This is a genomic window from Pseudomonas iranensis (assembly GCF_014268585.2).
Taxonomy (GTDB): Bacteria; Pseudomonadota; Gammaproteobacteria; order Pseudomonadales; family Pseudomonadaceae; genus Aquipseudomonas; species Aquipseudomonas iranensis.
The window spans coordinates 1446498-1458881 of the sequence record NZ_CP077092.1 but is presented as its reverse complement, the minus strand read 5'-3'; the positions used below and the strand labels follow the sequence as shown (position 1 = coordinate 1458881).

The 12384-nt window shown below is 59.9% G+C and carries 10 protein-coding genes; 8 read left to right on the top strand and 2 right to left on the bottom strand.

Features of this window, described 5'->3' with window-relative positions:
* The first annotated feature begins 368 nt into the window (after positions 1–368).
* The 4 genes from map to HU724_RS06325 all read left to right on the top strand — a co-directional run bounded on the left by map (position 369) and on the right by HU724_RS06325 (position 6260).
* On the top strand, positions 369–1151 hold the full coding sequence (gene map / locus HU724_RS06340) for a type I methionyl aminopeptidase (RefSeq protein ID WP_133334983.1): 783 nt from the start codon (positions 369–371) through the stop codon (positions 1149–1151).
* Between the two features lie 40 nt (positions 1152–1191).
* On the top strand, positions 1192–3894 hold the full coding sequence (locus HU724_RS06335; RefSeq protein ID WP_186569542.1) for a [protein-PII] uridylyltransferase: 2703 nt from the start codon (positions 1192–1194) through the stop codon (positions 3892–3894).
* A 222-nt stretch (positions 3895–4116) separates the two neighbouring features.
* A complete protein-coding gene (gene dapC / locus HU724_RS06330; protein WP_186569541.1) occupies positions 4117–5316 on the top strand; it encodes a succinyldiaminopimelate transaminase in 1200 nt (399 codons plus the stop codon).
* Positions 5317–5504: 188 nt separating this feature from the next.
* On the top strand, positions 5505–6260 hold the full coding sequence (locus HU724_RS06325) for a M12 family metallopeptidase (RefSeq protein WP_125917998.1): 756 nt from the start codon (positions 5505–5507) through the stop codon (positions 6258–6260).
* 24 nt (positions 6261–6284) lie between these two features.
* Here the strand turns inward: HU724_RS06325 and HU724_RS06320 are convergent, their stop codons facing one another.
* Positions 6285–7919 (bottom strand): Na+/H+ antiporter, encoded by a 1635-nt coding sequence (locus HU724_RS06320; protein WP_186569540.1) that lies wholly within the window; start codon positions 7917–7919, stop codon positions 6285–6287.
* Between the two features lie 292 nt (positions 7920–8211).
* On the opposite strand from HU724_RS06320, the gene HU724_RS06315 reads away from it, so the two are divergent.
* The 4 genes from HU724_RS06315 (at position 8212) to HU724_RS06300 (ending at position 11373) form a co-directional block, all read left to right on the top strand.
* A complete protein-coding gene (locus tag HU724_RS06315) occupies positions 8212–8574 on the top strand; it encodes an ArsC family reductase (RefSeq protein ID WP_038860603.1) in 363 nt (120 codons plus the stop codon).
* 31 nt (positions 8575–8605) lie between these two features.
* Positions 8606–9640: a 2,3,4,5-tetrahydropyridine-2,6-dicarboxylate N-succinyltransferase gene (gene dapD / locus HU724_RS06310; RefSeq protein WP_041478134.1), complete on the top strand. Its 1035-nt coding sequence runs from the start codon at positions 8606–8608 to the stop codon at positions 9638–9640.
* A gap of 126 nt (positions 9641–9766) precedes the next feature.
* On the top strand, positions 9767–10972 hold the full coding sequence (locus tag HU724_RS06305) for an aminotransferase class V-fold PLP-dependent enzyme (protein ID WP_186569539.1): 1206 nt from the start codon (positions 9767–9769) through the stop codon (positions 10970–10972).
* Complete coding sequence (locus HU724_RS06300; RefSeq protein WP_186569538.1) at positions 10969–11373, top strand: SufE family protein; 405 nt, start codon at positions 10969–10971, stop codon at positions 11371–11373. Before HU724_RS06305 ends, HU724_RS06300 begins: the two co-directional genes overlap by 4 nt.
* Positions 11374–11509: 136 nt before the next feature.
* Here the strand turns inward: HU724_RS06300 and tcdA are convergent, their stop codons facing one another.
* Complete coding sequence (gene tcdA, locus HU724_RS06295) at positions 11510–12328, bottom strand: tRNA cyclic N6-threonylcarbamoyladenosine(37) synthase TcdA (RefSeq protein WP_039762445.1); 819 nt, start codon at positions 12326–12328, stop codon at positions 11510–11512.
* Positions 12329–12384 lie beyond the last annotated feature (56 nt).

Here is a 12384-nt window from a genome sequence, read left to right as displayed (position 1 = left end):
TTCCTTGATAAGTCGGGTTTGGCCTCCACGTATCCCAATGACCAACCAGAGGCATAAAGCCCAAGGCACCCAGGTCATCGTGTCGACACGTGTGTGGATTTAAGCTTTTCGGGGCATCCCCGGAAAGCGGCGCATTTTATACCACAGGGTGCGCAGAAACGGAACCCGGAATCTGTATTCGCGCCAGTGACATGGGCGCAGCCCCCTTGGAATCGGCTCGATGGGCACCATTGTATAGACAGAAGCTGGACATGCAGGCGCGGATTTGCGCCTCCCGTCTGGTAGAATCGCGTTTTTCAGGGTCGCAAAATGTACGCTTGCCACCCAATTCGTATCCGTAAGCGCCGCCGAGCGCAGAGAGAGCCTGTATGACCGTCAACCTCAAAACCCCCGAGGACATCGCTGGCATGCGTGTCGCCGGCAAACTGGCCGCCGATGTGCTGGAAATGATTGCCGAACATGTCAAACCCGGCGTGACCACTGATCAGCTCAATCAGATCTGCCACGACTACATCGTCGATGTGCAGCAAGCGATCCCTGCACCGCTCAACTACAAGGGCTACCCGAAGTCGATCTGCACCTCGATCAACCATGTGGTCTGCCACGGCATCCCGAACGACAAACCGCTGAAAAACGGCGACACCCTGAACATCGATGTCACGGTGATCAAGGACGGTTACCACGGTGACACCAGCCGCATGTTCCACGTCGGCGAAGTGCCGGTCTGGGCCGAGCGCCTGTCGCAGGTCACCCAGGAATGCATGTACAAGGCGATCGAGATCGTCAAACCCGGCTGCCGCCTCGGCGACATCGGCGAAGTAATCCAGAAGCACGCAGAAAAGAACGGTTTCTCGGTGGTACGCGAGTTCTGCGGCCACGGTATTGGCAAGGTCTTCCACGAAGAACCGCAGATCCTGCACTACGGTCGTGCCGGCACCGGTATGGAACTGAAGGCTGGCATGACCTTCACCATCGAGCCGATGATCAACCAGGGCAAGGCCGACACCAAGGTTCTCGGCGACGGCTGGACGGCGATCACCAAGGACCGCAAGCTCTCGGCACAGTGGGAACACACCCTGCTGGTCACCGAGACCGGCTACGAGATTTTCACTTTGCGCAGCGATGACACCATCCCGCGTATCTCGGCCTGACACCCAGAACGCTCCCAGCCTATAGAAGGAAAGCCAATCGATGCCGCAGGTGGATCCCGAACTCTTCGACCGCGGCCAGTTCCAGGCTGAACTGGCCCTCAAAGCGAGTCCCATCGCGGCGTTCAAGAAGGCGATCCGCCAGGCTCGCGAGGTCCTCGACACGCGTTTTCGCAATGGCCGCGACATCCGCCGGCTGATCGAGGACCGCGCCTGGTTTGTCGACAACATCCTGCAAAAGGCCTGGGAGCAGTTCAACTGGAGCGAAGACGCCGACATCGCTCTGGTGGCGGTGGGCGGCTACGGTCGCGGCGAACTGCATCCATACTCCGATATCGATCTGCTGATCCTGCTCGACAGTGCCGACCACGAAGTTTTCCGCGACTCCATCGAGCGTTTTCTGACGTTGTTGTGGGACATAGGCCTGGAAGTCGGCCAGAGCGTGCGCTCGGTCGACGAATGCGCAGAAGAGGCCCGCGCCGACCTGACCGTGGTCACCAACCTGATGGAAAGCCGCACCATCTGCGGCCCCGAGCGTCTGCGTCAGCGCATGCTCGAAGTGACCAGCACCGCGCACATGTGGCCGGCCAAGGAGTTCTTCCTGGCCAAGCGTGCGGAACAGAAAGCACGTCACCACAAATACAACGACACCGAGTACAACCTCGAACCGAACGTCAAAGGTTCGCCCGGCGGCCTGCGCGATATTCAAACCATCCTTTGGGTGGCGCGGCGTCAGTACGGCACCCTGAACCTGCGCGCCCTCGCCGGCGAAGGATTTCTGGTAGAAAGCGAAAACGCCCTGCTCGCCTCCTCCCAGGAATTTCTCTGGAAAGTGCGTTACGCCCTGCACATGCTCGCCGGCCGCTCCGAAGACCGCTTGCTGTTCGATCACCAGCGCACCATCGCCGGCCTGCTCGGTTTTGAAGGTGATGATGCCAAACAGGCGGTCGAAGCTTTCATGCAGCAGTACTTCCGCACCGTGATGAGCATCGCCCAACTGAGCGATCTGATCATCCAGCACTTCGAGGAAGTCATCCTCGCTCCGGAAGACGAGGCGCCGCCGCAACCGATCAATTCACGCTTCCAGCTGCATGACGGTTACATCGAAGCGCGCAATGACAATGTGTTCCGCCGCACGCCGTTCGCCATGCTGGAAATTTTCGTGCTGATGGCCCAACAGCCGGAAATCAAAGGCGTGCGCGCCGACACCATTCGTCTGCTGCGCGAACATCGTCATCTGATCGATGACAACTTCCGTAACGATATCCGCAACACCAGCCTGTTCATCGAGCTGTTCAAGTGCAAGATCGGCATCCATCGCAATCTGCGGCGGATGAACCGTTACGGCATTCTCGGGCGCTATCTGCCGGAGTTCGGTTTTATCGTCGGGCAGATGCAGCACGACCTGTTCCACATTTATACGGTCGATGCGCACACGCTGAATCTGATCAAACACCTGCGCAAACTTCAGTACACCCAAGTGTCGGAGAAATTTCCGCTGGCCGCCAAACTCATGGCCAAGTTGCCCAAGCCTGAGCTGATCTACATGGCCGGTCTGTATCACGATATCGGCAAGGGTCGACACGGCGATCACTCGGAGATCGGCGCGGTCGATGCCGAGGCGTTCTGCCAGCGCCATCAGTTGCCGGTGTGGGACAGCCGCCTGATCGTCTGGCTGGTGCAGAACCACCTGGTGATGTCCACCACCGCACAGCGCAAGGATCTGTCGGACCCGCAGGTGATCCACGATTTCGCCCAGGCGGTCGGCGACGAAACCCGCCTCGACTACCTCTACGTGCTGACCGTAGCCGACATCAATGCGACCAACCCGACGCTCTGGAATTCATGGCGCGCGAGCCTGCTGCGCCAGCTTTATACCGAGACCAAGCGCGCCCTGCGCCGGGGTCTGGAAAACCCGGTGGATCGCGAAGAACAGATCCGCCAGACGCAAAGCGCGGCGCTGGACATTCTGGTGCGCGGCGGCACCGATCCGGACGACGTCGAGCAGCTGTGGGCGCAATTGGGCGATGACTATTTCCTGCGTCACACCGCCGGCGATGTAGCCTGGCACAGCGACGCGATCCTGCAGCAACCGGTGGATGGCGGGCCGCTGGTGCTGATCAAGGAAACCACCCAGCGCGAGTTCGAGGGCGGCACGCAGATCTTCATTTATGCACCGGACCAGCATGACTTCTTCGCCGTGACCGTGGCGGCGATGGACCAGCTCAACCTGAACATTCACGACGCCCGGGTCATCACCTCGAGCAGCCAGTTCACGCTCGACACCTACATCGTGCTCGACAACGAAGGCGAATCGATCGGCGACAATCCGGCGCGGATCAAGCAAATCCGCGAAGGCCTGACCGAAGCCCTGCGCAACCCGGACGACTACCCGACGATCATCCAGCGCCGTGTGCCGCGTCAGCTCAAGCATTTCGCCTTTGCGCCGCAGGTCACCATTCACAACGACGCCCAGCGTCCGGTGACCGTGCTGGAACTGACGGCGCCTGACCGGCCGGGCCTGCTGGCGCGGGTCGGGGGGATTTTCCTCGAGTTCGATCTGTCGCTGCAGAACGCCAAGATTGCGACCCTGGGCGAGCGCGTGGAAGACGTGTTCTTCATCACCGACGCGCACAACCAGCCGCTGTCCGATCCGCTGCTGTGCAGCCGTCTGCAGGATGCGATCGTCGAACAGTTGAGCGTCAATCAGGAACCGGATATCAAACTTTCGCGGATCAGTATCTGAATCACCCGTTTATCCCTGTGAATGCAGCCCATGCTTTCCTCCGGTACATACAATTCCCTGTGGCGAGGGGATTTATCCCCGTTCAGCTGCGAAGCAGTCGTAAAACCTGTGTATGCGGACATTCAGTTGAACCGCAGTGAATGGTTTTGCGGCCGCTGCGCAGCCCAACGGGGATAAATCCCCTCGCCACAGAAAGCTCTTGAGCATTTAAAAGAGGCCCCCATGAACAACGCTCTGAACCAGCTCCAGCCGTACCCGTTCGAAAAGCTCCGCGCCCTGCTCGGCAGCGTTACGCCGAACCCGGACAAACGCCCGATCGCCCTGTCGATCGGCGAGCCGAAACACCGTTCGCCGAGCTTTGTCGCCGAAGCGCTGGCGAACAATCTGGATCAAATGGCGGTGTACCCGACCACCCTCGGCATCCCGGCCCTGCGCGAAGCCATCGCCGGCTGGTGCGAGCGGCGCTTCGGTGTGCCGAACGGCTGGATTGATCCGGCGCGCAATGTGCTGCCGGTCAACGGCACCCGCGAAGCCCTGTTCGCCTTTACCCAGACCGTGGTCAACCGTGGCGACGATGCGCTGGTGGTCAGCCCCAACCCGTTCTATCAGATCTACGAAGGCGCGGCGTTCCTCGCCGGGGCCAAGCCGCATTACCTGCCATGCCTGGATGAAAACGGCTTCAACCCGGACTTCGACGCAGTAGCGCCGGAGATCTGGCAGCGTTGCCAGATTCTGTTCCTGTGCTCGCCGGGCAATCCGACCGGCGCGCTGATTCCGGTCGAGACTCTGAAGAAGTTGATCGCCCTGGCTGATGAGTATGACTTCGTGATCGCCGCCGACGAGTGCTACAGCGAACTGTACTTCGACGAACAAACCCCGCCGCCCGGCCTGCTGAGTGCTTGCGTTGAACTGGGGCGCAATGACTTCAAGCGCTGCGTGGTGTTTCACAGCCTGTCCAAGCGCTCCAACCTCCCGGGTCTGCGTTCAGGCTTCGTTGCCGGCGATGCCGACATCCTCAAAGGCTTCCTGCTCTATCGCACTTACCACGGCTGCGCGATGCCGGTACAGACTCAACTGGCCAGCGTTGCCGCGTGGAATGACGAAGTGCATGTGCGCGCCAACCGTGCGCTGTACCGCGAGAAGTTCGATGCGGTGCTGAACATTCTCAGCCCGGTCATGGACGTACAGCGCCCGGACGGCAGCTTCTATCTGTGGCCGAACGTGCAGGGCGATGATGCGGCGTTCTGCCGCGATCTGTTCGAGCAGGAACACGTGACCGTGGTGCCGGGCTCGTATCTGTCTCGCGATGTCGATGGCGTCAATCCGGGGGCGGGCCGCGTGCGCATGGCGCTGGTTGCGCCGCTGGCGGAATGTGTCGAGGCCGCCGAAAGAATACGCGCATTCGTTACTCGCCAACAGTAACTTTCAAGTGTCCGCATCAGGCCACCTGATGCGGATTAAAAAAAAGAAACGCTACCTTACAACCCCCTCCTTTACTCCTCAATACACTAACTAATAACCTACCCCCCGCAATAACCAACTTACAAACTACAAGCTTTTAACCACTAACTTGCAGTCAACCCTGGATAAAAACCTCAAAGGAATTGACCATGTACAAAACCAGACCCTGTCTGAATCTTGAAATAGAAGATCCAGTTGCCAGCTTTCGAGCGGCCATCAATGAAAACTCGAAAAATATTTCGTACACCAACAACTCAGGCCTGACCTCCCGGACCATGGCACTCAATGCAAAGTGTTGGCACCCGAGCCGCCATCTGACCATTTCGTTTATGGACAACCCACCCGCCTCGCTGAAAGAAGCGATAAAGAGCCATATATGGGAATGGGCGGACTATGTCAGCCTCACCTTTAGCTTCATCGATAGTAAAGACGGCGTAATCCGAATTACAACCGACACTACTCAAAACGCTTCGCAAATTGGCACCGACGCACTAACAGTCGCGGCAGGAAAACCCACGATGTTCATATACGCGCGACCGGGAGATGCGGATTTTCGCACGGTAGTAATACACGAGTTCGGTCATGCGCTCGGTTTTCATCATGAGCATCTGCACCCTGATGCTAACATTCCCTGGAATAGACCGAAGGTCTATCAGGAATATGCGGAAAAATGGGGAATGGATAAGCAAAGCGTGGACCTGAACATTTTTACACCGATAGACGAGGCGATCACCGTCACCCCATACGATCCGACTTCAATCATGCATTATCCTGTCGAGAAGGAACTAACCGATGGGAAGTTTGAGATACCGATGAACACGGAAATAAGTTGGCAGGACAAACGCATCTGCGCACATTTTTATCCGATCGAAATTCCTGACGGCGGCTCTTGCGAATCCCCTTGAATCGCCATCAGGAATCATCTCGTGCTACGACTTGACCTGGCCCAGATTGGCCTCGCTCAAATCCAGTTCCCCGAGCACTTCTCGCAACACGTCATCACCGATCTGGTGCTGACGACTGAGGCTGTAGAGTTCCAGACGCTGCGCGCGCAGCGCTTTCAAGCGCAAACGCCGTTCAAGCAGATCCATCTGGAATGCCAGCGCCTGAGCCTCGGCGGAATCATTGAACACATCAAGTTGATGGCGATATTCGGACATGATCCGCGCCTTGAGCTCCGCTGCCAGCGCCGCTTGAGCGGCATCCTGCGGGACCACTTCTTCGCTTTCCAGCGAGTGAATCGCCGCTTCGGCTGTCTTGCGCCAGGCGTCGCGCACTTCCTGACGACGCTTGTCGTCGGGACTTTTGTCGATGCCGCGCAGCAGCAAGGGCAGCGCGATACAGGCCGAGACCAGCGACAGCAGAATCACCCCGGCAGCAATGAAGATCAGCAAGTCGCGTTCAGGAAAAGCCTCGGCGCCGATCAGCATCGGCACCGACATCACGCCCGCCAGCGTCACCGCCCCGCGCACACCGCCCACCGTCAGCAACCAGCATGAACGCGCCGTCGGCACTTGCGTCAGCTCGCCCTTGCCGCGCACTCGGCGCAGCAACACCGACAAGCGCCAGATGCTCTGCACCCAGATGAAGCGCAGCAACACCAGCGCGACGAAGATCGCCAGCACATCGAGGCAGCGATAGAACAGCGTCGGCCACAGCGTCGGCTCATGGCTGACCACAGCTTTGATGATGTCTGGCAATTGCAGGCCAAGCAGCAGGAAGATCAAGCCATTGAACGCAAATTCGAGCAGCGCCCAAACGCTGCGATTAAGCAGTCGCGTGCTGGTCTGGCGTGGCAGCAGATCGAGCCAGCTCTGCATCATCCCCGCTGCCACAGCGGAAAGAATGCCCGAGGCGCCCAAACGTTCGGCCAGTACATAAGCGGCGAAGGGCAGCAGCAACATGAACACCACGTGAGTGGCCGGATCGTCCCAGCCCCGGGCGATCATCCATGCGCGCAGGCGCCCGACCAGCCAGCTCAACGCTACACCCACAGCCAGGCCACCGAGCGCCACCGCAACGAAGGTCAGACTGGCATTGGTCAACGAGAACACACCCGTGACCGCAGCAGCGAGGGCGAACTTGAAAGTCACCAGACCCGATGCATCGTTCATCAGCGCCTCGCCTTGCAGCATGTGCATCAGCGGCGTCGGCAAGCGGTTCTGCGCAATCGCTGAAACCGCTACGGCGTCGGTTGGCGACAACACGGCCGCAAGGGCGAAGGCTACCGGCAGCGGAATCGTCGGCAACAGCCAATGAATGAAATAGCCGGCACCGACCACGGTGAACAGCACAAGGCCCACGGCCAGGGTCAGTATCGGCCCGCGCAATTGCCAGAGCGCGCGTTTGGGCATGCGCCAGCCATCGGAAAACAACAACGGCGGCAGGAACAGAAACAGGAACAATTCGGGATCGAGGGCGACGTGCAGGCCAAGCGTCGGCCAGGCGAGCAAGGCACCGGCAGCAATTTGCACCAACGGCAACGGCAGCGGGATGACCCGCCCGACCAGTCGCGAGACGCTGACCAGCATCAGCAGGATGAGGACGGTGTAAGCAGTTTGCATAAAACCAGAATCTCAGGCGATCGATAGCATTGAACTGCCATATTAGCGCCTTAGGCTGTGGCTGACCGTTGCACCTATGTCGCACGGCCAGACGCCGGACTAAATGTGGGAGCGAGCTTGCTCGCGAATGCGGTGTGTCATTCAGCACAGGAATTGACTGACAGGCCCCCTTCGCGAGCAAGCTCGCTCCCACAGGTTTTACAGCGTTACGACAACCGTGGCCGACGAAACCGTCCGGTCATGGCATAATCCGTCACCATTTTTTTCCAGCACCTGTAAAGGGGGCGATTCCTTGGCCGTTTCAAGTAAAACGTTGCACCTTTTCGGCATCAAAGCCTGCGACACCATGAAAAAGGCGCGCACCTGGCTCGATGAACACGCTGTCAGCTATGACTTTCACGATTACAAGACCGCCGGCATTGACCGTGAGCACCTGACCCAATGGTGCGACGAGCACGGCTGGCAAACCGTGTTGAACCGCGCCGGCACGACCTTTCGCAAACTCGACGACGAACGCAAAGCCGATCTCGACCAAGCGAAAGCCATCGAACTGATGCTCGCACAACCCTCGATGATCAAGCGCCCGGTGCTCGATCTCGGTGACCGAACCCTGATTGGCTTCAAGCCAGATATCTACGCGGCCGCTCTGAAGTAAGCAGCCCGTCACTCTTTGTAGAGGTATTCACATGTCCAATTCCCTGTTCAGCATCGCTTTTGGTGTCGGCACCCAGAACCGTCAAGGCGCATGGCTGGAAGTGTTCTACGCTCAGCCACTGCTCAACCCTTCGGCCGAACTGGTCGCGGCTGTTGCGCCGATCCTCGGTTACACCGAAGGCAACCAGGCCATCACCTTCACCACCGCCCAGGCTGCGCAACTGGCTGAAGCCGTGAAAGGCATCGACGCCGTGCAAGGCAAGCTGCTGACCCGCCTGGCTGAAAGCCACAAGCCGCTGGTCGCCACGCTGCTGGCCGAAGACGCGCAACTGACCTCCACGCCTGAGGCCTACCTCAAGCTGCATCTGCTCTCGCACCGTCTGGTCAAGCCGCACGGCGTGAGCCTGGCCGGTATCTTCCCGCTGCTGCCGAACGTGGCGTGGACGAGCCAGGGCGCGATCGACTTGAGCGAACTGGCGGAAATGCAACTCGAAGCGCGCCTGCGCGGCGAGCTTCTGGAAGTGTTCTCGGTGGACAAGTTCCCGAAAATGACCGACTACGTGGTACCGGCTGGCGTGCGTATCGCTGATGCCGCACGTCTGCGTCTGGGCGCCTATGTCGGCGAAGGCACCACCGTCATGCACGAAGGTTTCATCAACTTCAACGCTGGCACCGAAGGCCCGGGCATGATCGAAGGCCGCGTTTCCGCTGGCGTCTTCGTCGGCAAGGGTTCGGACCTGGGCGGCGGTTGCTCGACCATGGGCACCCTGTCGGGCGGTGGCAACATCGTGATCAAGGTCGGCGAAGGCTGCCTGATCGGCGCCAACGCCGGTATCGGTATTCCGCTGGGCGACCGCAACACTGTGGAATCGGGCCTGTACGTGACCGCCGGTACCAAGGTTGCGCTGCTGGACGAAAACAACAATCTGGTCAAGGTTGTGAAGGCGCGTGAGCTGGCTGGTCAGACTGATCTGCTGTTCCGTCGCAACTCGGAAACCGGTGCTGTGGAATGCAAGACCCACAAATCGGCGATCGAACTGAACGAAGCGCTGCACGCTCACAACTAAGCGCTGTAGGCCTGTGGGAGCGAGTCTGCTCGCGAAACTTCTGGCGTCCTCAAGGACGCTTTCGCGAGCAGGCTCGCTCCCACAAGGTTTGGCGTACACGCCGCCCAATTTCACAGGGCTGAACTCATGATGATCCCCTCCCCCTGGCGCGCCGATTTCCCGGCTATCGCCGCCCTGCAACGGCAAGACCAGACCTATCTGGACAGCGCCGCCACCACGCAAAAACCCCAGGCCCTGCTCGACGCACTGACGCATTACTACGCCAACGGCGCGGCCAATGTGCATCGTGCGCAACACCTGCCCGGTGCCCACGCGACGCAAGCGTTCGAAGACAGTCGGCGCAAGGTTGGCCAATGGCTGAATGCCGGTGACAGCGGGCAAATCATCTTCACCCACGGCGCCACCAGTGCGCTGAATCTGCTGGCTTATGGTCTGGAGCCTCTGTTTCAGCCGGGCGATGAGATTGTCATCAGCGCTCTGGAGCATCACGCCAACCTGCTGCCGTGGCAGCAACTGGCGCAACGCCGTCAGCTGAAACTGGTGATCCTGCCGCTGGATGCCGACGGCCTGATCGACCTCGGCGCTGCCGTGCATCTGATCGGCCCGCGCACGCGTTTGTTGGCGGTCAGCCAGTTGTCCAATGTCCTCGGCGCCTGGCAGCCACTGACCGCTTTGCTGGGCATGGCCAAGGCGCAGAACGCGCTGACCGTGGTCGATGGCGCGCAAGGTGTGGTGCACGGTCGGCACGATGTACAGGCGCTGGGTTGCGACTTCTATGTATTTTCCAGCCACAAGCTCTACGGCCCGGATGGCCTCGGCGTGCTGTTCGGGCGCAACGCTGCGCTGGAGCAATTGCAGCATTGGCAGTTCGGCGGCGAGATGGTGCTAGACGCCAACTATCAGGATTCGCGCTTCCGCCCGGCGCCGTTGGGGTTCGAGGCAGGCACACCGCCGATCGCCAGCGTCATCGGCCTCGGAGCGACCCTCGACTACTTGGCCGGTTTGGATCAGGACGCCGTATCTGCCCATGAAGCGGCACTGCACGACTATCTGCTGCGCGGCCTCGCCGCACGCAATGGCATTCGCCTGCTGGGCAAGCCGCAACTGGCGCTGGCCAGTTTTGTCGTCGAAGGCGTGCACAACGCCGATTTGGCGCATCTGCTCACCGAACAAGGCATCGCCGTGCGCGCCGGACATCACTGCGCCATGCCATTGATGAAAAGCTTCGAACTGGCTGGCGCGATTCGTGTGTCGTTGGCGCTGTATAACGAATCGGAAGATCTGGAGCGCTTTTTCGAGGCGCTGGATCAGGCGCTGGAGATGTTGCGATGAGCCTGCCGGTGGAAGCGGCCGAAGCGCTGCAGACGTTTCAGACTGCGGCGGGCTGGGAACAGCGGGCGCGGTTGCTGATGCAGTTTGGTGATCGTCTGCCGGCGCTGGATGACGCGCAAAAGTGCGAGGCCAACCGGGTGCATGGCTGTGAGAGTCAGGTGTGGCTGGTCGGAGATTTCCGCGACGGACACTGGCAGTTCAAGGCAAGCAGCGATGCGCGGATGATTCGCGGGTTGGTGGCGTTGCTGCTATTGCGGGTCAACGGCTTGTCGGCGGCTGATATAAAGCAAATCGATTTGCCGGATTGGTTTAATCAGCTCGGCCTGTCCCGCCAGCTATCGCCATCGCGCAGCAATGGCCTCAATGCCGTGCTTCAGCGGATGAATGAGTTGGCTCGCTGACTGATCGTTCCCACGCTCTGCGTGGGAATGCCTCAACGGACGCTCCGCGTTCGGCTCTGGATGGGACGCGGAGCGTCCCGGGCTGCATTACCACGCGGAGCGTGGGAACGATCAAAAGAGGCCCTCATTAATACATTCAGGCTTGAGGCTTGACCCGGTCCGCCGGGCGCCGTACACCAGCGACAATCTTGTCCACAGCCTTGGTCGCCGCGACCATGCCAAATGTCGCGGTAACCATCATCACCGCGCCAAACCCGCCGGCGCAGTCGAGCTTCACGCCATCGCCGACAAAACTCTTCTGCAGACAAATGCTGCCGTCCGGTTTCGGGTAGCGCAGCTGTTCGGTGGAAAACACACACGGCACGCTGTAGTGGCGGGTCACGGTGCGGGAAAAGCCGTAGTCACGACGCAAGGTCGAGCGCACTTTCGAAGCCAGCGGATCGTTGAAGGTGCGGTTCAGATCGCAGACCTGAATCAGCGTCGGGTCAATCTGCCCGCCCGCCCCGCCAGTGGTAATAATCTGGATCTTGCGGCGTTTGCACCAGGCGATCAGCGCCGCTTTGGCATTGACCGCATCGATGCAGTCGATCACGCAGTCGATGTTCGGCGTGATGTATTCGGCCATGGTGTCGCGGGTAACGAAATCGGCCACGGCGTGCACCGTGCAATCGGGGTTGATCCCGCGCAGACGCTCGGCCATCACCTCGACCTTGGGTTTGCCGACGGTGCTGTCCAGCGCATGCAACTGGCGGTTGGCATTGCTGACGCAGACGTCGTCGAGGTCGAACAGCGAGATCTCGCCAACCCCGCAACGCGCCATGGCTTCCGCCGCCCAGGAGCCGACGCCACCGACGCCGACGATCGCCACATGGGCGGCGCGCAAGCGTTCCAGGCCCTCGATGCCATATAAACGGGCGATACCTGCAAACCGCGGATCTTCTGTACTCATGACCATTACCCCAAAAACCGGCGCGCATTATAGGGCTACGCAGCGACAAGTTTTAAGCTGCA

What these genes read in the sequence shown, in the direction of transcription:
- HU724_RS06335 (WP_186569542.1), top strand. Translation starts at nt 1,192, where the DNA reads ATGCCGCAGGTGGATCCCGAACTCTTCGACCGCGGCCAGTTCCAGGCT.
- dapC (WP_186569541.1), top strand. Translation starts at nt 4,117, where the DNA reads ATGAACAACGCTCTGAACCAGCTCCAGCCGTACCCGTTCGAAAAGCTC.
- dapD (WP_041478134.1), top strand. Translation starts at nt 8,606, where the DNA reads ATGTCCAATTCCCTGTTCAGCATCGCTTTTGGTGTCGGCACCCAGAAC.
- HU724_RS06320 (WP_186569540.1), bottom strand. Translation starts at nt 7,919, where the DNA reads ATGCAAACTGCTTACACCGTCCTCATCCTGCTGATGCTGGTCAGCGTC.
- HU724_RS06300 (WP_186569538.1), top strand. Translation starts at nt 10,969, where the DNA reads ATGAGCCTGCCGGTGGAAGCGGCCGAAGCGCTGCAGACGTTTCAGACT.
- tcdA (WP_039762445.1), bottom strand. Translation starts at nt 12,328, where the DNA reads ATGGTCATGAGTACAGAAGATCCGCGGTTTGCAGGTATCGCCCGTTTA.
- map (WP_133334983.1), top strand. Translation starts at nt 369, where the DNA reads ATGACCGTCAACCTCAAAACCCCCGAGGACATCGCTGGCATGCGTGTC.
- HU724_RS06305 (WP_186569539.1), top strand. Translation starts at nt 9,767, where the DNA reads ATGATGATCCCCTCCCCCTGGCGCGCCGATTTCCCGGCTATCGCCGCC.
- HU724_RS06325 (WP_125917998.1), top strand. Translation starts at nt 5,505, where the DNA reads ATGTACAAAACCAGACCCTGTCTGAATCTTGAAATAGAAGATCCAGTT.